Origin of the sequence: Haloarcula sp. 1CSR25-25 (genome assembly GCF_032027985.1) — an archaeon.
Taxonomy (GTDB): Archaea; Halobacteriota; Halobacteria; order Halobacteriales; family Haloarculaceae; genus Haloarcula.
Map to the genome: position 1 here is coordinate 584,907 of NZ_JAHYBW010000003.1, position 21,572 is coordinate 606,478.

Sequence of the window (21,572 nt, forward strand, 5' to 3'; positions counted from 1 at the left end):
CGGTCGGATGCAAACGCGTTCGGGTCAGTCGGCTGACGTACCGGGGGGTCGAAAAACCGGGCCAGGGTCTGCACTACAGTGGTCGATGTCGAAAAGTGGGGATTCCGGCGGCCGCAGTTACTCGGTGTCGCCCCCGCCCTCCAGCCGGACCCCCGGCTCGATGACGGCGTCGGACTGGCGCTCGCGGTTGCGCTCCACGACTCGACCCCACTCTGCCAGCCCCTCGCGGACGGTGTCGGGGTCGAAGCCGATGGTCTCCCCGACGGCGACGACGTCTCGTGGCGCCCGGAGCTGGAGATGGGTGCTCGGCGACGCCGAGACGACGAAGGGGGCGCCGGCGTCCTCGACTAGTTCCCGGAGCTTCCGGAGTTCCTTGATGGCGCGGACGCGACTGCCGCCTGCGGCCCGGAGCACCGGACCGAAGTCGAACTCGACGCGGACGCCGTTGTCGGCCGCCGCGTTCGCCAGCACGTGGTTGAAGTCGCCGTCATCGCGCATCGGGTGGGCGAGCACGTCGACGGTCGCTTGCTCGACGGCGAACCGGTTGATGCGGCGGTCGCCCCCGTGGACGACGACGACTGTCCTGTCGCTCCGGTAGTTCCCGACGAAGCCGCTCGCCCGCGACGGGTCCTCCGCCCGGACCTCGACGCCGGCCGCGACGTCGACGCCATAGGCGTCGGTGATGGCGTCGGCGTCGTACTCGACCGGCTCGTCGCCGTGGTTCCTGACGACGATGCCGTCGTAGTCCGAGTCGGCGGCCGTCAGCGCGTGTCGGGCGACGGTGCTGTCGCCGTCGGGGTGGGCGTAGACGGCCTCGTACATCACAGCTCCTCTAGGAGGTCGCGGGCGTTTTCGACGGCCTTCTCCCGCTTTGCGGGATAGGCCTCGACTTTCGCCCGGAGCGTGATGCCGTCGCCACGTTCCACGCTCCCCCCGAACGCGGCCTGTTTGTCGAAGGTGAGGAAAAACGAGCAGTTGTCGTCGACCCGGTCGTCCAGTTCCGCACGCACCGCGTCGATGTCCGGCGCCGAGGCCACCTGCGTGAGCACGTGCCGGATGTCGTCGGCGTTCTCGACGCGAGCCGAGAGCACGACGATACGGTCGCCGTAATGGCCCTCGCTCTTGGCGCGCTCGATGGGATAGTCCTCCGGGAGAAACGTCCGGAGCGCCTCCTCGACGCGCTTGTCGTCCTCTGTCGCGTAGCAGAAGGTCCGGAGGTCGACGTAGTGGAACGGAACCGACGACATCGAGGCCCTACTCGTCCTCGGCGGCTTCGAGGTTGTCCTCGGGGACGCCCTGCTCCTGTCCGTCCTCGAAGGAAACCGTGTAGTTGGCGTCGCCGAACATCGTCTCGACGACCTGCGTGACGGTGCCTTCCTCGCCGTCGTAGTCGCTGTGCTCGTCGTGGAGAATAACGCTGTCGTCCTCTTCGAATGCCATACCCGGCGGTACTCGGTGGCTCGTCAAAAAGGGACTGATTCAGTGTCGAAGGCTTATAGGCTCCTCGCGCCAACTGCTTGCCATGAGCAGCACGGCAGGGGTCCCCGGGTACTCGTCGCCGCCACGGCGGGCGCTCCGACGGCGTTCGGACAGATGACGAGCGTCGACGACCTGTGGTTTCTCGCCGACGGCGCGTGTCAGACCGCCGAACAGACGTATCACCATCTCCGGGAGCAACACAGTGGCTACGTCGAATTCACGCGTCACCGGAACGTTCCGCGGGGTCGATTCCGGGACGTGGCCGCCGCCGCCCGGGACCACGGCGCACCGTACGGCGCGCACACGCTCGCGTACCAGGCCACCGGTGAACTCCTGCTGGTGCGCCACGAGGGCGTCGATATGTGGGTCCTGCCCGGCGGCGAACTCGACGGCGACGAATCCTTCCGGGGGGCCGCACTCCGGGAACTGGGGGAGGAAAGCGGCGTCGACGCGACCATCGAGGGACTGGGGATGCTCGGGCGGGTGGAGTTCTACTGCGACGGCAACATGGCCTGGGGCGTCCTGCCGGTGTTCGAGGCACGGGCAGAGACGACCGACATCGCCGTGGACGACCCGGACCACGAGATCAGCGAGGCCCGGTGGTTCGACGAGCTCCCGGACGACACGCGCGACCGCGAGGAGGTTCTGGAGTGGCGCAAGCGGCGGTTCGGCGGCGGGGCGTAGGTCGACGAAACTGCGTTACTCGGGTCCGAACGACTGGCCCTCGCGAGCGTCGGCGTTCATCCGCCGGATGGTCGCGCGGGCGTTACTGGCGTCGTAGCCAAACAGCACGGTCTCGGCGTATTCTTCTGCTACCTCCAGGGCCTTCGAGAGGTCGTCGACGTCCACGTCGACGGCGTACAGTTCGATGCTGAACGGGGTCGCGAGCCGGTCCTGCCACCCCTTTGCGAGAATCTCTAGCCAGTAGGTCGTCGAGTACGCCATGTCGTAGATGGGGACGACGAACTCGTCGACGTACTCGGCGATGTCGTCGACGGCGACGCCGGACCGGGCTTCGAGGTGGCCCGGGTAGGGGTCCGGATACAGCGTGAGATACAGCTTACCGGGTACGGCCTCGCGGGCCTCGGCGACGAACTCCGTGATGACGTTCCTGCGCCAGGCCGACCAGTCCTCGAACTCGCTGTCGGCGAAGCGCTGCTCGCAGCGGTCACAGTGGCAGTACTCGTCGCGGGGAAAGCCCACGTCGTCGAGGCGAACGTCCTCGTTGACCGCGGCCGCCTCCGCGATGATATCGAGCAGCCCCTCGCGGTAGCGGTCGTGGGTCGGACAGACGTACGTCCAGTCGAAGTACGGCTGGTTCCGGGTCGCCGGCGTGCCCTCCTCGTCGAACGCGAGCAGGTCCTCCTCGCTCTCGACCGCGTTGTCGCCGAAACAGGACACCATGTTGACCGCGCCCTCGATCGGTTCGACAGCGCGGCCGGTCACGTCCTTGACCTCGTAGAACGCCAGGTCGAACTCGGACCACTCCGCCTCCTTTTCGTTACGGGTGACGACGCCGTACATACACGCTGCTACGGGTGTTCGCCGGGTAAGGGTTCGGAAACCCACCGGCGCTGTCGCCGGCAAGTGAGTCCGAAGGAATACTGCCGGCCAGCGAGGAGGCGGCCCACCCGACACGATACCGCTGAGGACCAGTGGGCAGGGCGGCCGACAGCACGATTCAGGGGACGGTGCAGCTCTGGAATTCAGGCTTACCGCTTGACGTAGTACGCGAGGGCAAGCGCCATGACCGCAACCAGGGCGATGACTTTCTTTTGCATCATTTCAACGTTCGAACACCGATTATAAAGAACTATCGCCGTGCTACTCTTCGACACAGCCCCCAGAGTCAGTAGACGGCTGGGCGTCGAGGCCGGGAAGGTCGGCCCCGGAAATACTGGGACTGACCCCAACACCGATGTGCGAGAGCGAGAAATGAACGACCAATGGCCCGACAGACCCGCCGGTCGGTACTCGCGGCGCTGGGGAGCGGTCTCTTCCTGACGGCGGGATGCGGGGCGTTCGGTCGGGAGCGGGTAGACGTGCTTGTCGCGGGCAGCCTCCAGAAGGCGGCCAGCGAGACGCTCCAGACCCGGACAGACGTCGAACTCGCTGTCGAAGCCCGCGGGTCCGTCGGGGCCGCACGCCTGGTCGCCGACGGGAAGCGCGACCCGGCTATCGTCGCCCTGGCGGACCCGACCCTGTTCGACCGGGTCATGGACACCGCCTGGTACGCTGTGGTCGCCAGCAACGAGATGGTGCTGGCGTACAACCCGCAGACGGACGGCGGGACGAGCGTCGCGGCCGCGGAGCCGTGGTACGACCCGCTCCAGAGTGACGACGTCTCGCTCGGCCGGACCGACCCGGCGCTGGACCCGCTCGGCTACCGGACGCTGTTCGTGCTGGCCCTCGCGGCCGACTACTACGACGAACCGGGCCTTTCCGACGCGGTCCTCGCCTCGGACCAGACCTATCCGGAGACACAACTGCTCGCGCAGTTCGAGACCGGGGCCGTCGACGCGGCCTTCGTCTACCGGAGCATGGCGATCGAGCGGGACTACCCGTTCCGGGAGTTCCCGCCGGAGATACATCTGGGCGACCCCGCTCACACAGCCCAGTATCGGGAGACCAGCTACGAACTCCCGAACGGCACGACAATCGGAGCCAGCCCCATCGAGTACGGGGCCGTCCGCCGTGACGAACAGGAAGCGACGCGTACAGCCTTCGAGGCAGTCCTGTCCGGGGACTGGCTCGCACCACACGGATTTACCGTCCGCGAAGAGTATCCACGAGTTGTGGGAGATGTCCCGAGTACTGTCACGCGGTGAGACTCGGCCCGGCCACACGGTCGGCGTGCGCGAACTCGTTCCCGTCCTGGGAGCGGTGCTGCTGCTGTATTTCGTCGTCCCGGTGCTGGTGCTCGTGCTCACGTACTCACCGGCGGCGCTGTTTTCGAGTCTGACGGAGACGTACGTCATCAACGCCGCGATTACCTCCCTCGTCGCCGCGCTCGGCAGTACCACCATCGCCGTCGTGTTCGGCCTGCCACTGGCCTACTGGCTCTCGAGGAACACCGGCGTGCTGACGACCGCCGCGATGGGGGCCGTCGTCCTGCCGCTCGTCCTCCCGCCGGTCGTCAGCGGGATGTTGCTGCTGACCGTCGTCGGCCCGAACGGCCTCGGCGGGTTCACAGGCCTGGCGCTGACGCGGTCGCTGCTGGGCGTGGTCGCCGCCCAGACGTTCGTCGCGTCGCCGTTCTTCGTCGTCACCGCCAAGGCCGCCTTCGACGGCATCGACGACCACCTCGAAGAGGCCTCGCGGTCGCTGGGCCGTGACTGGGTCGGGACGATGCGCGCGGTGACGGTGCCACTCGCAAAGCCCGGCCTGCTCGCCGGGATGGTGTTGACCTTCGCCCGCGCGATGGGCGAGTTCGGCGCGACGATGATGCTGGCGTACTACCCCCGGACGCTGCCGGTCCAGATCTGGGCCTCGTTCATCTCGGACGGGCTGGACGCGGCGCTGCCCGTGGCGGTGGTCCTGCTCGGCGTCGCGCTGGGGACGTTGCTTCTGGTCCACGCACTTCGGGCGACACCGTGGCGATAGCGGTCGCCGTCGCGGAAACGGCGCTTCTGACTACCGCGTGTGCGCCCAGAACTCCTCGTCGACGGTGACCTCTTTCTTGAACAGCGGCACTTCCTCTTTCAGGCGATTGATGCCGTCTTCGACCGCGCGGAACGCCTCGCCCCGGTGGCCGGCCAGGATGACGACGAAGACGATGTCCTCGCCAGCATCGACTACCCCGGTCTTGTGGTGCAGGCGGACCGCGTGAACGCCGTCCCGCGCTTCGAGGTCCCGCCGGAGCGCGGCCATCTTTTCGGCGGCGACCTCGTCGTAGCGCTCGAACTCCAGCAGTTCCGTCGGCGGGTCGTCCGGCCCTTCCTGTGCGCGGACGCGCCCGGTGAAGGTCGCAATCGCGCCGGAGTAGACCTCGTCCGGGTCCCGCTTTACGTCCGCGACGAGCGTCTCCAGCGTGATGTAGGGGTCCCGGTCCTCCATCGCCGCGACGATCTCGTCGAGGTCAGCGTCCGCGCCGTGGGGCGCGCGGTGGACGACGGGGTCGGCGACCTCACGGTCACCGAGGACGACCTTCGGGATGGTCGCGTCCGAATACCCCTCCACGAGGGCGTAGTCGTAGTCGGGCGCAAGGGCGTCCAGCGTCTCCTCAAGCGTCCGTGACTCCCCAGTCGCGTACCACTCGCCGTCGTCGGTGAGCGCGACCGTCTCGGCCGCGCCGGCGTCGCGGTGGCGGGCCGTGTCCTTCCCGTCCGTGTCGATATCCGGCGCGTGCGTGCAGTGCTTGACCGTCGCGACACGTCCGGTTCCGGAAAGCCGCTGGGTCAGCCGCTCGACCAGCGTGGTCTTCCCCGTCTCGGAGTGCCCGACGATACCGAGGACTTGCATGCAACCCAGTAACAGGGCAACGTAGATAGACCTTTTTCATGGCAGCGACGCAACTGCTGTCAGTTGCCCGCGCTCAGCGGTCGACTGTCTTCTCGACCACGCGGATGTCCTCGATGGCCGTCGTGGGATACTCGCCGTCGTCGTCTTTCTCGTTTGCCTTCACCATGTCCCAGACGACGTTGAGGCCGGTCGTCACGCCCTCCAGTGCCTCCATCTCGCAGCCGGTCTTGCCGACCGTCTCGACGGCGACCGTGGTCTCGACGGCCTCGTCGCCGACGGTGAACTCGACTTCGACGTTCGTGATTGGTATCTGGTGGCACATCGGCACGGTCTCCCAGGTGTGTTTCACCGCCTGAATCGCCCCGATGCGGGCCGTCGTCAACACGTCGCCTTTCTCCACCTCGTCGGCCTCGATGGCCGCCAGCGTGGACTCGGTGAGCCGAATCCGTCCCCGCGCGACCGCGCGGCGCTGGCTCTCGGCCTTGTCGCCGACATCGACCATCTGTGCGTCCCCCGCCTCGTCGACGTGCGTGAACTCCTCGGGCATGCCTACCCGTAGCCGACGCCGGCCCAAAACCGTGCGGGTCCGGACTATCGGCGGACGAGCCCCAGCAGGTGGCCCACCGCCGGCGCGACAAGTTTCTCCGCGCCCGTCCGGGCGGCGTTCTCGCTCCCGGGCAGACAGAATACCAGGCGGTCGTCGACGACGCCGGCGGTCGCCCGCGACGCCATCGCCATCGGCCCGACCTCCTCGTAGGAGAGCCAGCGGAACAGTTCGCCGAAGCCGGGAACCGGCCGGTCGAACAGCGGTTCGATGGCGTCGACGGTGACGTCGTCCGGCGTGAGTCCGGTCCCGCCGGTCGTCAGAACCACCTCGACGCCGTCGTCCAGCAGGGCGGCGACGGCGTCCTCGATAGCGTCCATCTCGTCCGCGACGAGGCGGCGCTCGACGATTTCGTGGCCTGCGTCTTCACAGGCTGCAGCGATGATATCGCCGGCCGGGTCGTCGGCAAGCGTGCGGGAGGTCGAGACCGTGAGAACCCCGATTCCGACCCCTTCGGCGTCGTGGGCGTGATGGTCGTCGTGGCCGTGCTCTCCGTGACTGTCATCGTGGCCGTGGTCCGCATGGCCGTGACCCGCCTCGCTGTCGCTAGCCGCCTCGTCGTGTTCGTGTCCCATACCGGGAATGACAGTCGGCAGTGAAATATACCCTCGGCTGTCTGGCCGGCACTCGGACGATACTCCCGGCAGAGCGCGGAGGGAGACCGACTCGACAGAGGCGGCGGCTTACTCGTAGTACGGGAGCCGTTCGACGACCTCCGCGAAGGCGACGTTCTCGCGGACCTGGTCCATCCTGACGCGGAGGCGTTCGCCGACGTCCGCGTCGGAGACGATGACGACGTACCCGCCGTCGATACGCGCGACGCCGTCGCCTTTGTCGCCGATGTTGTCGATCTCGACCACGCGCGTCTCACCCTCGGCGACAGGCGGGGACGACGGTGCGAACTCCGGTTCCCTGCTGGGTTCGTCGGACCGAGATTCGGACGTTGACTCGGGCTCTCCCTGCTGCCGGGACGGCCCACCAGTCGACTGGAGCAGTGCAATCCGGTACAGCGTCTCTGGGGCCAGAGTCCCCAGTTCGACCTCCTGTTTCGGAATCTCGATAACGTACGAGTCGTCCTGCTCCTCGATGGGGGCGGTAAAGAGACAGTGAAGATCTGAATCGGTCGCCATTAGTATAATTGGTCAATCTAGCATCGGCACTGCATTGATTCTGGTGTTTTCGATCCGCCATTCCGACCGGTGACGGAAGCGCCTGGGAGACGGTGGCTACTCGAACTCGAACAGCCGACGGAGTTCGCGTTCGATGGCGTCAGTGAACGCCGACAGAACCGTGTTGAACGTCTCTTCGTCGCCCGGCAGGGACTGCGCACGCGCCGCAGTGTCCTCGGGGAGCCGGACGCTGAACGTCCCGTCGCCCTCGTATACCGGCTCGCTCTCGCTGAGAATCTGCCGGTCGATTCCGCGGAGCACTTCGGAGTCGTACTGCCCGTGCAGCTCCTGGTAGGCGTTCGAGTACGCCGTTTCGAGCTCCTCGAAGTAGTGGACGTACTTCTCGTCGAACTTGTCGGCGTCGAACTCGGTCATGGCTGCAGTGTCGCCGGGGCGAGGGTAAAGGGTTCTGTGACAGCGGACCGGTCGAGCCGTCGCAGTGTCCCTCCGTGACGGAGTTCGCCGCCGGGGAAGGCAAATATCCGGCAGTGGGGACAGTCAACAGGAGTCGAGCAGGTCGTCGAGGAGTTTCCGCTGGGCGGCGGCGAGGTGCTCGGTGAACGTCGACGTGGAGATATCCAGCGCATCGGCCACGTCGCCGGCGGTCGCCCCGCGCGGGTGCTGGAAGTACCCCATCTCGTGGGCCCGGCTCAGAACCTCGCGCTGGCGGCTGGTCAGTTTCGCGCGGTCGAACACCACTGGGCGGTCCGTCTCCGAGGCCGTGTCTTCGAGCAGTCGCCGGAGTTTGACGGTTTCGCCCTCCGACTTGAGGTCCTCGACGATCTCTCGCAGGGTCGGTACGTCGTCGACGAGGAACGTGACGACGAGGGACTCGGTGTCCGCCGAGAAGTCCTGGACGACGCAGCCGGCCGCTTCGATGCGTTCACAGACACAGCCCTGGTCGGCCGCCCGGGACAGTTGGAAGATGTGTCGCTTGTCGTGTTCGAACACGTGTTCCACAGTCGAGTGGTCGTCCCGCAGCGCTGACGGCGGCTCGTCACCGCCACTGAGCGTGAACTCCTCGATGACTCGGTCGGCATCGCTACTCGCTTTGCTCCGGGAGACTGTCGACACCGACCACTCGTCGTCAGCGTGTGGCTGTACCTTGCACGACCGAGGACCGAATACTTCGACCTCGGCAAGCATCCGGCCCGACATGCGCGGTAGTTGACTCGGCTGGCATAAGAAGGTCCATGCGAACATGTTCGTATAAAAAACCGCCATATAATGGGCCTAAGATGTCGGGCTGGCCGTTCATCCGGGTCCTGGGACAAACCCCGAACACAGCGTAGCCGTTCGACTCGCTGACGAACCGAGACAACCCAAGATTATGAGACGCAACACGATACTCATCGGTCTGTTGATAACAGCGGTGTTGCTGCCGATGTGGTACGTCGCCATGCACGGCGAGCCACCGTCGGAGGAGATCGCTATCGACGAGAGCGTCAGCGACATCCGGCCGCTCGAAGGCCCGGTCGAGACGCCGAACAAGCTGTCGCCGAGCCAGGTCGGCGTCGTCGTCTGGGTCGCCCTGTTCGGCCTCGTGGGCGTGCTGACGGCCGCCCACCAGTTCATGAACAGAGCGGTTCGACCGCCCGACGACGCCGAGCCGGTCACCGACGGCGGGACCGTCTCGCTGCCGTGGCTGGATACGGAGCACCGCTGGGTCGTCGAGTACCACGACGCCTCGGACGCTATCGAAGGACTGGTCGCCATGAGCGGGCTGACAGTCCTCTCTATCGTCTTCGCGGCGCTGTTCACGGGCGAGTACCTCACGCTCGCTCGCACCCAGTACTTCGGGCTGTACGCGACCGGGATGTTCCTCTCGCTCGCGCTCTCGACGGTCGCGTACTACGCCTGGTTCATGCCACACGTCGAAGTCGCAGAACACAGGGGGCACGAATGAGAGAGTATCCGAAGCCCGACGACGAGGCACAGGACGACGACTGCTCGTGTGACGCCACCGGCACGCCAACCCTGTACGGGGACGCCCGCGCGGAGCTCCGCCGCAGGGACTTCGCGAAGTTCCTCGCGACCGTCGGCGGCCTGACCGCCGTCGCCAGCCTCACCGCACCGCTTGCCAGCACCACGCAGGTGTTCGAGCGCGGGTACGAGGGGCCGGTGTACTCCGACGGCATCCACCTCGTCGACAGCGAGGGCGAGCGCATCACGGAGGGGCGCCTCTCCGAGGGCGAGCACATGACCGTGTTCCCGGAGCCCCGGCCCGGCATCGAGGACGCCCCGACGCTGCTGGTGCGCTATCCCGAATCGGAGTACGGCGGCGACATCAAGACCGGGTTCACCGTCAACGGGTACGCCGCGTTCTCGAAGGTGTGCACCCACGCTGGCTGTATGGTCTCGGACAGGGAGGAGGACCTGGTGGTCTGTCCCTGCCACTTCGGGAAGTTCAACGTTCTGGACGGGGCGGCGGTCAGCGGCGGCCCGCCGGGGCGCCCGCTCCCGCAACTGCCAATCACGGTGACCAGCGACGGCCAGCTCGTCGCCACCGGTGACTTCGAGGGGCCAGTCGGCCCCGGAGGTGGATGATGTCCCGCGCCAAAGCCGTCTACGACTGGTTCGACACCCGCCTCGACCTGGAGAACGGCCAGAAGTTCCTCGGCAAGGCGTTCCCGGCCGAGGACTCGTTCCTGCTGGGGGAAGTTGCGCTGTTCTGTTTCCTCCTGCTGATTCTGTCGGGTGTCTTCCTCGGGTTCTTCTTCGAGCCCTCGACCTCCGACGTGGAGTACGAGGGCAGCGTCCAGAAGTTCCAGGGCCAGGAGATGCCCGAGGCGTTCGTCTCGGTGTTGCACATCACCTACGACGTGCCCTTCGGGATGTTCATCCGCCGGCTCCACCACTGGGCGGCCCACCTCTTCGTCGCCTCCATCGGGTTGCACATGTTACGGGTGTTCTTCACGGGCGCGTACCGGAACCCGCGGGAGCCGAACTGGCTCGTCGGGACCGGGCTGGCGGCGCTGGCGATGGGCGCGGCCTACACCGGTTACGCCCTGCCGTTCGACGAGTTCGCCGCCACGGCCACGAGCATCGGTTACAACCTCACGATATCCATCCCCCTGTTAGGTGATTTCCTCGGCCAGGTGGTGTTCGGGGGTGAGTTCCCCTCCAGTGCCACCATCCCGCGGCTGTACTTCCTGCACGTCCTCGTGATACCGGCGGCCATCGCCGTGGGGCTGGCCGTCCACATGGCCATCCTCATCCGGCAGAAACACACCGAGGCCCCGCGGGACGGCGACGTGACGGGCGGCCGTCAGCCCGTCGACGAGGACGACGACAACATCATCATCGGTCTGCCGGCGTTCCCGAACCAGGCCGCCGTCTCCGCGGTGGTGTTTTTCGTCACTGCGGCGACACTCTCGGCGCTGTCCGGCCTGCTCCCGGTCCACAACGTTGCCGAGTACGGCCCGAACGACCCCGCGTCCACGCCGGAACTCATCATGCCGGACTGGTTCCTGATGTGGGTGTACGGCTTCCTGAAGCTCCTGCCACAGATCAGCTTCGACGTCGGCCCGGCCCACATCAACGGGGAGTTCGTCGGCGGCATCGTCCTCCCGGGGCTGGTGTTTGCCGCGGTCGCCGCCTGGCCCTTTATCGACCGGACGGAGCCGACCCACTTCACCGCGGACCCGCTGGACCGGGCCTGGCAGACCGGCGTCGGCGTGGGCGCCGTCGCGTTCATCATGATCGCCTCCATCGCGGGGATGAACAACATCCTCGCGGACCAGGTGCTGGGAACGACGACCGGCGTCGTCAACCCCATCCTGACGGCGGCGTTGCTCGTCGTCCCGCCGGTCTTCGGCGGTATCACGTACCTGCTGTTGCGCGACGGCGAGCCCGCACCATCGCGTGAGGGAGACGTGGCCGCCGACGGCGGCTCCGTCGGCGACGAACCGGACAGCATCGAATCGGAGGGAGACGGATGACTGCGAGCATCGACCTGACCGAGCGCCAGTATCGCCTGCTGGATACGACGAGCAAGCTGGTCGGCCTCGGGCTGGTCGCCGCCGGCCTCGAAGTCGGCGGCGGCACGCTCACCGGCATCGCGCTGGCCGTGGTCGGCGCTGCCTGCGCGACTGCGACAGTGTTCATCACCAATGAGTAGACACGACCTGACCGACGACGAGGCGGACAGTGCGGGAATCAGTCGCCGCGACTTCGTGCGCGGTCTCGGCGCCGCGTCGCTGCTGGGCGCGACGGGGCTGTCCTTCGCGGACGACGGCATGGACGGCCTCGAAGCGGTCGAGGACCCCATCGGCTCGTATCCGTACCGGGACTGGGAGGACCTCTACCGCGACGAGTGGGACTGGGACTCCGTCGCCCGCTCGACCCACAGCGTCAACTGCACGGGCTCCTGTTCCTGGAACGTCTACGTCAAGGACGGCCAGGTCTGGCGCGAGGAGCAGGCCGGCGACTACCCGACCTTCGACGAGAGCCTCCCGGACCCCAATCCGCGGGGCTGTCAGAAGGGGGCCTGTTACACGGACTACGTCAACGCCGACCAGCGCGTCCTCCACCCGCTCCGCCGCACCGGCGAACGCGGCGAGGGCCAGTGGGAGCGCATCTCCTGGGACGAGGCGCTGACCGAGATTGCCGACCACGTCATCGACGAGGTGCAGGCGGGCCGGTACGACGCTATATCGGGCTTTACACCCATTCCGGCGATGTCGCCGGTGAGCTTCGCCAGCGGGAGCCGGCTCGTCAATCTGCTCGGCGGCGTCTCGCATAGCTTCTATGACTGGTACTCGGACCTGCCGCCGGGCCAGCCCATCACCTGGGGCACCCAGACGGACAACGCCGAATCCGCCGACTGGCACAACTCGGATTACATCATCGCCTGGGGGTCGAACATCAACGTCACGCGCATCCCCGACGCCAAGTACTTCCTCGATGCGGGCTACGAGGGCGCGAAACGGGTCGGGGTCTTCACCGACTACTCCCAGACGGCCATCCACACCGACGAGTGGCTCTCGCCCCACGGCGGCAGCGACACCGCGCTCGCACTGGGCATGGCCCAGACCATCGTCGACGAGGGGCTGTACGACGAAGCCCACCTCAAAGAGCAGACCGACATGCCGCTGCTCGTCCGGGAGGACACCGGCAAGTTCCTCCGGGCCAGCGAGGTCGGCCTCGCCGGGGACGCCGACGACCCCGAGAAGGTGTTCGTCATGGTCGACGCCGACGGCACCCTCCGTCGTGCGCCCGGTTCGCTGGGTGAACGGGACGGACAGCACGACCACTCGGCGAGCATCGAACTGGACTTCGACCCGCAGTTGAGCGTCGAGCGCAGCGTCGACACCGACGAGGGCAGCGTCGCGGTCCGGTCGGTCTGGGAGAACCTCACCGACGAACTCGGCCAGTACACGCCGGCGGTCGTCCACGAGGAGACCGGCGTCGGCGAGAACACCTACCAGCGAGTCGCCCGCGAGTTCGCCGAGGCCGACGCCGCCAAGATAATCCACGGGAAGGGGGTCAACGACTGGTATCACAACGACCTGGGCAACCGCGCTATCCAGTTGCTCGTGACGCTGACGGGGAACCTGGGCGACCCAGGCACCGGACTGGACCACTACGTCGGCCAGGAGAAAATCTGGTCGTTCCACGGCTGGAAGGTGCTCTCGTTCCCGACCGGCAGCGTCCGGGGCGTGCCCACGACGCTGTGGACGTACTTCCACGCGGGCATCCTCGATAACACGGATCCGGACACGGCCGAGAAGATACGCGAGTCCATCGACGAGGGATGGATGCCGGTCTACCCCGAGGAACGCGAGGACGGGAGCCGGCCGAATCCGTCCACGATGTTCGTCTGGCGCGGGAACTACTTCAACCAGGCCAAGGGCAACGTCGCCCTCGAAGAACAGCTCTGGCCCAAACTCGACCTCGTCGTCGACATCAACTTCCGGATGGACTCGACGGCGATGTACTCCGATATCGTCCTGCCGGCGGCCAGCCACTACGAGAAGTACGACCTCTCGGAGACGGACATGCACACCTACGTGCACCCGTTCACGCCGGCCGTCGAACCGCTCGGCGAGGCCAAGACCGACTGGGAGATATTCCGCCTGCTCGCCGAGAAGATACAGGAGCGCGCCCGGGAACGCGGCGTCGAGCCGGTCGAGGACCGCAAGTTCGACCGGACCATCGACCTCACGACAATCCACGACGACTACGTCCGCGACTGGGAGACCGGTGAGGAAGGGGGGCTCGTCGAAGACAGGGCCGCCGCAGAGTTCATCCTCGAACACTCAGAGGAGACCAACCCCGCGGACAGCGACGAGCAGATAACCTTCGACGACATCGACGAGCAGCCACAGCGGTTCCTCACTGCCGGCGACCACTGGAGTTCCGATATCAAAGACGGGGAGGCCTACGTCCCGTGGCAAGATTACGTCCACGACAAGAACCCCTGGCCGACCTTCACCGGCCGCCAGCAGTACTACATCGACCACGACTGGTATCTCGAACTCGGCGAGGAACTGCCGACCCACAAGGAGGGGCCGGAAGACACCGGCGGCGACTACCCGCTGTCGTACAACACGCCCCACGGCCGGTGGTCCATCCACTCGACGTGGCGCGACGACCCCAAGATGCTCAGGCTCCAGCGCGGCGAGCCCGTGGTGTACCTGAACCCCGAGGACGCCGCCGAACGGGGCATCGAGGACGGCGACAGCGTGGAGGTGTACAACGACCTCGGAAGCGTCGAGGTCCAGGCGAAGATCTACCCCTCCGGCGAACCGGGGACCGTCCGGCAGTTCTTCGCCTGGGAGAAGTTCCAGTACCCCGACCGGGACAATTTCAACACGCTCGTCCCGATGTACATGAAACCGACCCAGCTGGTCCAGTATCCGGAAGACACCGGGGAACACCTGTACTTCTTCCCGAACTACTGGGGACCGACCGGGGTCAACAGCGACGTACGCGTAGACGTGCGACCGACCGGAGGTGACACCGAATGAGCACCGACCGACAGGACGAACAGGAGGAGGACACCCTGGTCAACGTCGCAGACGGCGTCGACCACCAGGTCGCGATGGTGATGGACCTGAACAAGTGCATCGGCTGCCAGACGTGTACGATCGCCTGCAAGAACCTCTGGACGGAGGACGGCGGCAGCGAGTACATGTACTGGAACAACGTCGAGACCAAGCCCGGCGAAGGGTACCCGCGTGGCTGGGAGGACTCCGGCGGCGGCTGGGAGTCGGGCGAGCACTCCGACCGCTCGCCCGGCGAGATTCCAGACCAGGAGGACTACGGCCGCGCCTGGGAGTTCAACCACGAAGAGATCATGTACGAGGGCAGCGACGAGCCGCTGCGGCCCCGCGACGGCGCGGAGTGGGGGCCCAACTGGGACGAGGACCAGGGGGCCGGCGAGTACCCCAACAGCTACTACTTCTACCTCCCGCGCATCTGCAACCACTGCACCCACCCCTCCTGTGTCGAGGCCTGCCCGCGCTCGGCGCTGTACAAGCGCCAGGAGGACGGCATCGTCCTCGTCGACCAGGAGCGCTGTCGGGGCTACCGCTACTGCGTCGAGGGGTGTCCCTACAAGAAGGTGTACTACAACACCGTCTCGAAGAAATCCGAGAAGTGCATCTTCTGTTACCCCCGCATCGAGGGCGAGGGCCCCGAAGGGGAGACGTTCGCCCCGGCCTGTGCCGAGGAGTGTCCCCCCCAGCTCCGGCTGGTCGGCTTCCTCGACGACGAGGACGGCCCCATCTACAAGCTCATCGAGGAGTACGAGGTAGCCCTGCCGCTCCATCCGGAGTTCCGCACACAGCCCAACGTCTACTACATCCCGCCCTTTGCACCGGGCCAGCACACGGAAGACGGCGAGACCGTCGACATCGACCGGATTCCCCGGCAGTACCTGCGGGAGCTGTTCGGCGACGGCGTCGACCAGGCGCTCGACACCATCGACGCCCACCGGCAGCGCGTTCGACAGGGCGGTGACAGCGAGCTGATGGAGCTGCTCCAGGACAAGAACCCCGCCAAACAGTACCGACTGGAGGTCTTCGACGATGAGTGAGCACCGCGAACGAACGTCGAGCTCGGAAGACTGGCGGTCTTCCGGCGTTCGAACGAGCGAGCGTAGTGAGCGAGTTCGAATCCGCTGGCGAATACGCCAGCGGTGTTCGACGATGAGTAGCGAGCCGCGTAGCGGCTCGGAAACGCGAGCGGGCGATGCCCGCGAGCGGCCCCAGTCGGCCGCGCCGGAGGTCGCTCCGGGGGTGGTCGACGATGGCTGACCACCGGCGCACGCTCGTACTCACGGCGGTACTTTCGGCGCTCGTCCTCGTCTCGACTGTGGCCGCGCCGATGGCCAGCGCCCGGCCGGCACACGAGATTCCGGTCTCGGAGGTGTCGTCGGTCGACCTCGCCGAACCGACAGCGGACGGCTGGGCGGAGGTCCCGGCCTCGGACGTGCCGCTTGCGAGCGCCCCGAGTAGCGTTCCGAACGCCGACGACACGTCCGTCGAGACGGTCGACGTCCAGGCCGCCCGGACCGACGAGCGGCTGTACGTCCGCCTGGAGTGGCACGACGCGACCCGGGACGTCGACGCGAACGGGACGCGGCGGTTCGCCGACGCGGTCGCGGTCCAGTTCCCGGCGAACACGAGCTCCCGGCCGCCGATAGCGATGGGCGGCCCGGACAACCGGGTCAACGTCTGGTACTGGAGCGGGTCGACCGGGACCCAGGAGCTGCTGGCCGGCGGCGCGGGCTCGACCACGCCGTTCCAGAACCCGACCGTGCAGGCGAACGCGAGCTACAGCGGCACTGGCGGCAACGCCACCTGGGCGGTGGTCTACTCGCGCCAGCTGGACGCGCCAAGCGAGAACCGGACTGACCTGCGGACCGACGGCGACCTCGACGTGGCCTTCGCCGTCTGGAACGGCTCCAACGGCGAGCGGTCCGGCCAGAAAGCGGTCAGCGAGTGGCACTACTATCCCTTCAGCGGCGGCCCGCAGGGCCCGCCATACGAGACGCTGCTGTGGACCGTCGCCGGCATCGCCATCGTGGCCGTGGTCGGCGTCACCGGCTTCGGCATCTACCGCACGCGGGGGGCCGAGTGATGGCGACCACACCGACCGACCCGATGGACGACATCGACGAGGACGCGGCCGCCCGGGGCGCGGTGTACGCGACGCTCGCGAAGGCGTTCGAGTACCCTGAGGAGTCATTCCACAGCGTGGCGGCCGACGGGACGCTAGAAGCCGATTTGCGAGCGTGTCTCGACCGGTCGGGCCTTGACGTGGCCGTCCCGTCGCTTTCGACCGACGACGCCTACGAGACGCTCGCGGCCCGCTACAACGACATCTTCGAACTCGGCTACAGCGAGTACACGGACCGCACCGACGGCTCGCTCGAAGCGGAGGGACCGCCGGTCCCGCTGTACGAGTCCAAGTACCGGCCGGACCACTCCTGGAACGACGTGAACCTGGACCTCTCGCGGGTCTACAGCCACTACGGCCTGGAAATCGACCAGGACCAGCGGGACAACCACGACGCCGTGACCTACGAACTGGAGTTCGCGGGCTATCTGGCCCGCCGGGAGGCCGCCGTCGGGGACGACGCCGCGGCCGCTCGGCTGGACTTCCACGACCGACACCTCGGCCACGCGGCGGCCGGCGTCGCGGACCGACTGGCCGACGAGCCCGGAACCGACATCTACGGCGCCTTCGGCGAACTGCTGGACGCGTTCGTCCGCGCCGACCGCAACGACCTCGCGGCACGTCTGGAGGGGAAGCGATGACAGCGGCGCTGCAGCGGCGAGTCAGACCACTGCTCCCCGACTGGAACCGCTCGCTCGCGGGCCTCGCGGTCGGCGCTGCGGCCATCGCGGTCGCCGCACGCTACGTCGCCGTTTTGCTGGTCAACGCGCCGGGATACGGCGGCGTCCCGGTCGCGCCCGGCCTGGCGACGGCCGCGTCTACGGCACTCGTCGCCGCCGCAGCGCTCGTCGTCGCCGTCACCGACGCCGACCCGCTCACCGGTATCGGGCTGCTGTTCGTCGGCGTGTTCGGCCTGCTGTCGCTCGTCAGCGGCGCGGCGGCGCTCCCAGCGGCCGCCGCAACCGTCCTCGGGACGGCGACCGTCGCCGCCGTCGCGGGCCGGCGGCTGGACCGCGTCGCAGTCGTCGCAGTCGCCCTGCTCGTCGCGGCGCTGAGCGTCGGGCTTGCCAGCGGCGTCGGCGGCTGGACGGGCCTCCGTCCGGTCGCCTCGACCGTTGCACTGCTCGCTATTGCATCGACGCCGGCCTTCGCGGCGACGGACTGGGGCTCGCTGTCGACGGCGGACTGGGGCGCAGTGATCGGTGGCTTCGCCGCCTTCGCCGTCGTCGTCGCCGTCGGTCGCGCCGTCCCCTTCGTCACCGGCGCGGTCACGCTCACCGGCACGGGCGTCGTCGGAACGAGCCTACCGGTCGTGGCACTGGCCGCCGCCGGTGCGGTGACGACGGCCAGCGCGGCCAGCCGAACCCGTCGCTGGGTGCTCCTCGCTGGGGTCGCACTGGTCGCGTTCGCCGGCGTCCCGGCGTCGCTCCCGCGGGCGCTTCCGTTCGCGCTCGGTATCGCCGCGCTCGTACGGGAGGGCGGGCGATGACTGGCTGTCACGACGACGACGAGTTCGAGAAGCACCTCGAAGAGGACCCGGACCCGCAACTCGACCCCGAACGCAGTCCGGGATTACACACCGACATCGAGGCGCTCGAAGATATCGAGGTGAGCCGCGAGGACGTGACCATCGGCGAGGCCACACCCGAAGAACTGGCCGCCAGCGACACGGAACCCGTCGAAGACGACGCGGTGGCGTCGTTGCTCTCGGATATCGAACACGGCGGGAAGACCGACCGCCGGCGCGCCGTCCTCGCGCTGAAAGACCGGGACACCACGGACGCCGTCGTGAGCGGACTCGCGCGGGCCGCGACGACCGACGACGACAGCGACGTGCGCCAGTTCGCCGTCGAGGCGCTGACGGCCCACGGCGGCGAGCGGGCCGCGGCGGTGGCGGTGGAACTCCTCGACGACCCCGACCCGTGGGTCCGGGCCGAGGCCGTCGTCACGCTGGACAACGTCGACCGCGAGGCCCACGAGGACGACATCGAAGACGCCATCACGGACGACCACCACGCAGTCCGTCGCAACGCGGCCATCTCGCTTTTCAAGCTCCGGGGCGAGGCCATGGCCGACCTGCTGTTAGAACAGAGCCGCGACGACAGCGAACGGGTCCGCGAGTGGGCCGCCCACATGCTCGGCGGCGTCGACGAGGACCGCGCCCGCGAACGACTGCGGGAACTCACCGACGACCCCGCCACCGTCGTCAGACAGACCGCCGAGCGGTCCCTCGAAGCGGACCCCGGAACCTTCCGGCGGCAGTTCGGCGGCGCACTGGAGAACGACGCCCGGCTGTTGCCCGGCGAGGACAGACTCAACCGGATGCCCGACCTCTGAGACGATGACCGACGGAACGCCCACCACACTGACCGACCGTATCGAAGCCGCACTGCGAGACGTGCGCGACCCGAACGCCGACCTCTCCGTGTTCGACGCGGGCTTCGTGGAGAACATCGACGCGGCCGACGGCGAGGTAACCATCGAGGCCGACCTGACCGCGCTGGACGGGCAGACGAGCACCCAGGTCGTCCAGGCGATGCTCCACGCGGTCGACGACGTGGACGGCGTCGAGAGCGTCCACGTCGAACGGACGACGCCCACGAGCGAGGGCCAGGCCGGCGTCGCGTCCTTCGACCACGTCGTGGCTGTCGCCAGCGCGAAAGGCGGCGTCGGCAAGTCGACGGTCGCCACGCAGCTGGCCTGTGCGCTGGCCGCCGACAGCGACGTAGCGCTTTTCGACGCCGACATCCACGGCCCGAACGTCCCCGAACTGCTGGACGTGACCGGTCCCGTCCATTCGAGCGAAGCGGGCGACCCGCTGCCGGTCCGCGTGGGCGGGATGGACGTGATGAGCGTCGGCCTGATGGAAAGCGGCGCGCCGCTGGCCTGGCGCGGCGCGATGGCCCACGACGCGCTCGAGGACCTCTTCGAGAACACCGCCTGGCGCAACGACGACGTACTGGTGCTCGACCTGCCGCCGGGGACGGGCGACGTGGTGCTGACGACGCTCCAGGAGGTGCCCGTCGACGGTGTGGTCGTCGTGACGACGCCGTTTCACGCAAGCGTCAGCGACACCAGCCGAACCGTCGAACTGTTCCGGGACAACGACGTGCCGGTCCTGGGGACCGTCGTCAACATGGCCGAGTACGTCTGTGACTGCTGTGGGGAACCGAACGACCTGTTCGCCGGGGACGCGCTGGCCGACCTCGATGCCGACGTCCTCGCGGAACTGCCCTTCTCCCACGACCTCCAGGGGACGCCGGCGCCCGGAGCGGTCCCCGACGCGGTCAGCGGGTTGGGCGACGCAGTCGGGGACGCCCTCGACACCGCCGGCGAGGTCGGCGTCGAGGACCCAGCTGCCGATATCCGGGGGCTGCCGCCACAGGAACGCAAGGAACTGGTTCGCGACCGGTTCACCGCGCTGGAGGGGGGCGAGTCGTTCGTCCTCGTCAGCGACCGCGACCCGACGCCGGTCGGGCAGTTCCTCGGTCGACTGGCCGACGCACCGCGGGAGGCCTTCGACCCGTTCGAGGTCCGGCGGGAAACGCCCGAGGCGTGGGTGCTGGAGACGGTGAAACCGTGACTCGGAGAGCGCCGATTACTCCTCGGCGGGCCACCATCTGAGCGTGAGCGCGACGGACTGGTCCAGCCCGAACACGTCAGAGGAACGGTCGACGACAGCGGTCTCGGGGCAGTCGATATCCGTGCGCTGGTCGGCGACCTCGACAGTGACCGTCCCCTGCCCGTGCCCGAAGCGGTCTGCGAGCGTATCGAGTTCCGCAAGCAGCGCCTCGCGGGACATCGTCGTCGTCCGGGCCGTGTTCTGCTGGACGTGCTCGCCGACGACGGGGTCGATATCCACGTCCTCGGAGCGGTTCGAGAGGACGGCGTTGACCGCCGCCCCGAGCAGGACAATCAGGCCGATGACGTACAGCCAGCTCAGCAAGACGAGGATGCTGGCGATGAGGTTCCCGCCCGTCGAGCCGGATTTGAAGGCCGTGAACAGGACCTGTGCGACGGTGAGTCCAATCGCGGCGAACGCGACGCCGGGAACGACCTCAAGCGGTGAGACGTCGGTGTCCGGAAAAACGTAGTACATGGGGTAGAAGACGACGAACAGGCCGGCGGCCCGGACCAGCCCGCCGGCGATCGCCCACGGCAGGCCGCTTCCGGCCTCGGGCAGGACGCTGCCGAGCGCGCTGGCGCTGAGTATCGCCACGGCGACGGTCACGAGCAGGAGCAGCCCGTCTCTGAGCTGGTCGAGAAAGGTGTTGGCCGCCCCCGTCTCGTAGATGTCCGAGAAGGCCGTGTCCAGTCCGCGGAAGATGCGCAGCGACCCCCAGAGCAGAAACCCAACGCCCAGAAGCGACACGGACGCGTCGGCCTCGGTCAGCCCCTGCTGGATGACGCCGCTTGCCTGTGCAGTCAGGACGGCTTCCATGATGTCGACAATCGAGGCCCGCAGCGTGACGTTCTCCGTCCGCTGGACGAAGGTCAACACCAGCAACAACAGCGGCAGAATCGACAGGAACGCGTGGTAGGCTATCGAGCCGGCCATGAACGTGAGCCGTTCCGCCCTGATTTCGTGAACGAGAGCCCGCAGGACCTCCTCCGTGCGGGCGCGACTGAGACGCATACGTCCGGTTCGACGCCGGGACGCAAGTAGACGGCGTCGGATTCGGACGGTTGCGCAGTGGTGTCATTAGAGTCACAAAATAAATGCCGCCCCCGCC

Annotated in this window: 25 protein-coding genes; 14 read left to right on the plus strand and 11 right to left on the minus strand. The window is 67.6% G+C overall.

Features of this window, described 5'->3' with window-relative positions; all coding sequences use genetic code 11:
- Positions 1-117: 117 nt before the first annotated feature.
- From KZ498_RS12650 to KZ498_RS12660, 3 genes are read right to left on the minus strand one after another with little or no spacing between them, the layout of a single operon-like run.
- Positions 118-822: an RNase P subunit p30 family protein gene (locus KZ498_RS12650; RefSeq protein WP_312619257.1), complete on the minus strand. Its 705-nt coding sequence runs from the start codon at positions 820-822 to the stop codon at positions 118-120.
- Entirely contained in the window at positions 822-1,247 is a 426-nt protein-coding gene (locus tag KZ498_RS12655; RefSeq protein ID WP_312619258.1) for an RNA-binding protein, read from the minus strand. The genes KZ498_RS12650 and KZ498_RS12655 overlap by 1 nt, the downstream gene beginning before the upstream one ends.
- Positions 1,248-1,254: 7 nt before the next feature.
- Positions 1,255-1,440, minus strand: coding sequence for a hypothetical protein (locus tag KZ498_RS12660; protein WP_004592435.1), 186 nt, complete (start codon positions 1,438-1,440; stop codon positions 1,255-1,257).
- 153 nt (positions 1,441-1,593) lie between these two features.
- Here KZ498_RS12660 and KZ498_RS12665 point away from each other — a divergent pair, with 153 nt between their 5' ends.
- Positions 1,594-2,163, plus strand: a complete 570-nt coding sequence (locus KZ498_RS12665) for an NUDIX domain-containing protein (protein ID WP_312619260.1) — start codon at positions 1,594-1,596, stop codon at positions 2,161-2,163.
- A gap of 15 nt (positions 2,164-2,178) precedes the next feature.
- Here the strand turns inward: KZ498_RS12665 and KZ498_RS12670 are convergent, their stop codons facing one another.
- A complete protein-coding gene (locus KZ498_RS12670; protein WP_312619261.1) occupies positions 2,179-3,003 on the minus strand; it encodes a hypothetical protein in 825 nt (274 codons plus the stop codon).
- A 422-nt stretch (positions 3,004-3,425) separates the two neighbouring features.
- Here KZ498_RS12670 and KZ498_RS12675 point away from each other — a divergent pair, with 422 nt between their 5' ends.
- Positions 3,426-4,307, plus strand: coding sequence for an extracellular solute-binding protein (locus tag KZ498_RS12675; protein WP_312619262.1), 882 nt, complete (start codon positions 3,426-3,428; stop codon positions 4,305-4,307).
- Positions 4,282-5,082, plus strand: a complete 801-nt coding sequence (locus KZ498_RS12680; RefSeq protein WP_312619263.1) for an ABC transporter permease — start codon at positions 4,282-4,284, stop codon at positions 5,080-5,082. The genes KZ498_RS12675 and KZ498_RS12680 overlap by 26 nt, the downstream gene beginning before the upstream one ends.
- Positions 5,083-5,112: 30 nt before the next feature.
- Here KZ498_RS12680 and KZ498_RS12685 read toward each other — a convergent pair whose 3' ends face one another.
- The 6 genes from KZ498_RS12685 to KZ498_RS12710 form a co-directional block, all read right to left on the minus strand.
- Entirely contained in the window at positions 5,113-5,940 is an 828-nt protein-coding gene (locus tag KZ498_RS12685) for a molybdopterin synthase (protein ID WP_312619264.1), read from the minus strand.
- A 73-nt stretch (positions 5,941-6,013) separates the two neighbouring features.
- Positions 6,014-6,487 carry a cyclic pyranopterin monophosphate synthase MoaC gene (gene moaC, locus KZ498_RS12690; protein ID WP_312619265.1) on the minus strand — a complete coding sequence of 158 codons (474 nt, stop codon included), beginning with the start codon at positions 6,485-6,487 and terminating at the stop codon, positions 6,014-6,016.
- Between the two features lie 44 nt (positions 6,488-6,531).
- Positions 6,532-7,119, minus strand: coding sequence for a molybdenum cofactor biosynthesis protein B (locus KZ498_RS12695; protein ID WP_312619266.1), 588 nt, complete (start codon positions 7,117-7,119; stop codon positions 6,532-6,534).
- A 108-nt stretch (positions 7,120-7,227) separates the two neighbouring features.
- Entirely contained in the window at positions 7,228-7,674 is a 447-nt protein-coding gene (locus tag KZ498_RS12700) for a TRAM domain-containing protein (protein ID WP_312619267.1), read from the minus strand.
- A gap of 96 nt (positions 7,675-7,770) precedes the next feature.
- Positions 7,771-8,088 (minus strand): DUF5783 family protein, encoded by a 318-nt coding sequence (locus KZ498_RS12705; RefSeq protein WP_312619268.1) that lies wholly within the window; start codon positions 8,086-8,088, stop codon positions 7,771-7,773.
- Positions 8,089-8,211: 123 nt separating this feature from the next.
- Positions 8,212-8,871, minus strand: coding sequence for a helix-turn-helix domain-containing protein (locus KZ498_RS12710; protein WP_312619269.1), 660 nt, complete (start codon positions 8,869-8,871; stop codon positions 8,212-8,214).
- Between the two features lie 172 nt (positions 8,872-9,043).
- On the opposite strand from KZ498_RS12710, the gene KZ498_RS12715 reads away from it, so the two are divergent.
- From KZ498_RS12715 to KZ498_RS12765, 11 genes are all read left to right on the plus strand, one after another.
- The gene (locus tag KZ498_RS12715; RefSeq protein ID WP_312619271.1) at positions 9,044-9,619 is read left to right on the plus strand and encodes a hypothetical protein; all 576 of its coding nucleotides are present in this window, start codon (positions 9,044-9,046) and stop codon (positions 9,617-9,619) included.
- Positions 9,616-10,260: a Rieske 2Fe-2S domain-containing protein gene (locus KZ498_RS12720; RefSeq protein ID WP_312619272.1), complete on the plus strand. Its 645-nt coding sequence runs from the start codon at positions 9,616-9,618 to the stop codon at positions 10,258-10,260. Before KZ498_RS12715 ends, KZ498_RS12720 begins: the two co-directional genes overlap by 4 nt.
- Positions 10,260-11,654 (plus strand): cytochrome bc complex cytochrome b subunit, encoded by a 1,395-nt coding sequence (locus tag KZ498_RS12725; RefSeq protein WP_312619273.1) that lies wholly within the window; start codon positions 10,260-10,262, stop codon positions 11,652-11,654. The genes KZ498_RS12720 and KZ498_RS12725 overlap by 1 nt, the downstream gene beginning before the upstream one ends.
- Positions 11,651-11,833: a hypothetical protein gene (locus tag KZ498_RS12730; protein WP_312619274.1), complete on the plus strand. Its 183-nt coding sequence runs from the start codon at positions 11,651-11,653 to the stop codon at positions 11,831-11,833. Before KZ498_RS12725 ends, KZ498_RS12730 begins: the two co-directional genes overlap by 4 nt.
- The gene (locus KZ498_RS12735; protein WP_312619275.1) at positions 11,826-14,684 is read left to right on the plus strand and encodes a molybdopterin-dependent oxidoreductase; all 2,859 of its coding nucleotides are present in this window, start codon (positions 11,826-11,828) and stop codon (positions 14,682-14,684) included. The genes KZ498_RS12730 and KZ498_RS12735 overlap by 8 nt, the downstream gene beginning before the upstream one ends.
- Complete coding sequence (locus tag KZ498_RS12740; protein WP_312619276.1) at positions 14,681-15,754, plus strand: 4Fe-4S dicluster domain-containing protein; 1,074 nt, start codon at positions 14,681-14,683, stop codon at positions 15,752-15,754. Before KZ498_RS12735 ends, KZ498_RS12740 begins: the two co-directional genes overlap by 4 nt.
- A gap of 212 nt (positions 15,755-15,966) precedes the next feature.
- Complete coding sequence (locus KZ498_RS12745; RefSeq protein ID WP_312619277.1) at positions 15,967-16,800, plus strand: ethylbenzene dehydrogenase-related protein; 834 nt, start codon at positions 15,967-15,969, stop codon at positions 16,798-16,800.
- Positions 16,800-17,480 (plus strand): molecular chaperone TorD family protein, encoded by a 681-nt coding sequence (locus KZ498_RS12750; protein WP_312619279.1) that lies wholly within the window; start codon positions 16,800-16,802, stop codon positions 17,478-17,480. Before KZ498_RS12745 ends, KZ498_RS12750 begins: the two co-directional genes overlap by 1 nt.
- Positions 17,477-18,328 carry a phosphate ABC transporter permease gene (locus KZ498_RS12755; protein ID WP_312619280.1) on the plus strand — a complete coding sequence of 284 codons (852 nt, stop codon included), beginning with the start codon at positions 17,477-17,479 and terminating at the stop codon, positions 18,326-18,328. Before KZ498_RS12750 ends, KZ498_RS12755 begins: the two co-directional genes overlap by 4 nt.
- Entirely contained in the window at positions 18,325-19,176 is an 852-nt protein-coding gene (locus KZ498_RS12760) for a HEAT repeat domain-containing protein (protein WP_312619282.1), read from the plus strand. The genes KZ498_RS12755 and KZ498_RS12760 overlap by 4 nt, the downstream gene beginning before the upstream one ends.
- Before the next feature lie 4 nt (positions 19,177-19,180).
- The gene (locus KZ498_RS12765) at positions 19,181-20,422 is read left to right on the plus strand and encodes a P-loop NTPase (protein ID WP_312619283.1); all 1,242 of its coding nucleotides are present in this window, start codon (positions 19,181-19,183) and stop codon (positions 20,420-20,422) included.
- A 15-nt stretch (positions 20,423-20,437) separates the two neighbouring features.
- Here KZ498_RS12765 and KZ498_RS12770 read toward each other — a convergent pair whose 3' ends face one another.
- Entirely contained in the window at positions 20,438-21,475 is a 1,038-nt protein-coding gene (locus tag KZ498_RS12770; RefSeq protein ID WP_312619284.1) for a YihY/virulence factor BrkB family protein, read from the minus strand.
- Positions 21,476-21,572 lie beyond the last annotated feature (97 nt).

Bases quoted from the DNA above. Each gene is read 5' to 3' on its own strand.
- KZ498_RS12650 (WP_312619257.1), bottom strand. From the start codon at position 822: ATGTACGAGGCCGTCTACGCCCACCCCGACGGCGACAGCACCGTCGCC.
- KZ498_RS12655 (WP_312619258.1), bottom strand. From the start codon at position 1,247: ATGTCGTCGGTTCCGTTCCACTACGTCGACCTCCGGACCTTCTGCTAC.
- KZ498_RS12660 (WP_004592435.1), bottom strand. From the start codon at position 1,440: ATGGCATTCGAAGAGGACGACAGCGTTATTCTCCACGACGAGCACAGC.
- KZ498_RS12665 (WP_312619260.1), top strand. From the start codon at position 1,594: ATGACGAGCGTCGACGACCTGTGGTTTCTCGCCGACGGCGCGTGTCAG.
- KZ498_RS12670 (WP_312619261.1), bottom strand. From the start codon at position 3,003: ATGTACGGCGTCGTCACCCGTAACGAAAAGGAGGCGGAGTGGTCCGAG.
- KZ498_RS12675 (WP_312619262.1), top strand. From the start codon at position 3,426: ATGGCCCGACAGACCCGCCGGTCGGTACTCGCGGCGCTGGGGAGCGGT.
- KZ498_RS12680 (WP_312619263.1), top strand. From the start codon at position 4,282: ATGTCCCGAGTACTGTCACGCGGTGAGACTCGGCCCGGCCACACGGTC.
- KZ498_RS12685 (WP_312619264.1), bottom strand. From the start codon at position 5,940: ATGCAAGTCCTCGGTATCGTCGGGCACTCCGAGACGGGGAAGACCACG.
- moaC (WP_312619265.1), bottom strand. From the start codon at position 6,487: ATGCCCGAGGAGTTCACGCACGTCGACGAGGCGGGGGACGCACAGATG.
- KZ498_RS12695 (WP_312619266.1), bottom strand. From the start codon at position 7,119: ATGGGACACGAACACGACGAGGCGGCTAGCGACAGCGAGGCGGGTCAC.
- KZ498_RS12700 (WP_312619267.1), bottom strand. From the start codon at position 7,674: ATGGCGACCGATTCAGATCTTCACTGTCTCTTTACCGCCCCCATCGAG.
- KZ498_RS12705 (WP_312619268.1), bottom strand. From the start codon at position 8,088: ATGACCGAGTTCGACGCCGACAAGTTCGACGAGAAGTACGTCCACTAC.
- KZ498_RS12710 (WP_312619269.1), bottom strand. From the start codon at position 8,871: ATGTCGGGCCGGATGCTTGCCGAGGTCGAAGTATTCGGTCCTCGGTCG.
- KZ498_RS12715 (WP_312619271.1), top strand. From the start codon at position 9,044: ATGAGACGCAACACGATACTCATCGGTCTGTTGATAACAGCGGTGTTG.
- KZ498_RS12720 (WP_312619272.1), top strand. From the start codon at position 9,616: ATGAGAGAGTATCCGAAGCCCGACGACGAGGCACAGGACGACGACTGC.
- KZ498_RS12725 (WP_312619273.1), top strand. From the start codon at position 10,260: ATGTCCCGCGCCAAAGCCGTCTACGACTGGTTCGACACCCGCCTCGAC.
- KZ498_RS12730 (WP_312619274.1), top strand. From the start codon at position 11,651: ATGACTGCGAGCATCGACCTGACCGAGCGCCAGTATCGCCTGCTGGAT.
- KZ498_RS12735 (WP_312619275.1), top strand. From the start codon at position 11,826: ATGAGTAGACACGACCTGACCGACGACGAGGCGGACAGTGCGGGAATC.
- KZ498_RS12740 (WP_312619276.1), top strand. From the start codon at position 14,681: ATGAGCACCGACCGACAGGACGAACAGGAGGAGGACACCCTGGTCAAC.
- KZ498_RS12745 (WP_312619277.1), top strand. From the start codon at position 15,967: ATGGCTGACCACCGGCGCACGCTCGTACTCACGGCGGTACTTTCGGCG.
- KZ498_RS12750 (WP_312619279.1), top strand. From the start codon at position 16,800: ATGGCGACCACACCGACCGACCCGATGGACGACATCGACGAGGACGCG.
- KZ498_RS12755 (WP_312619280.1), top strand. From the start codon at position 17,477: ATGACAGCGGCGCTGCAGCGGCGAGTCAGACCACTGCTCCCCGACTGG.
- KZ498_RS12760 (WP_312619282.1), top strand. From the start codon at position 18,325: ATGACTGGCTGTCACGACGACGACGAGTTCGAGAAGCACCTCGAAGAG.
- KZ498_RS12765 (WP_312619283.1), top strand. From the start codon at position 19,181: ATGACCGACGGAACGCCCACCACACTGACCGACCGTATCGAAGCCGCA.
- KZ498_RS12770 (WP_312619284.1), bottom strand. From the start codon at position 21,475: ATGCGTCTCAGTCGCGCCCGCACGGAGGAGGTCCTGCGGGCTCTCGTT.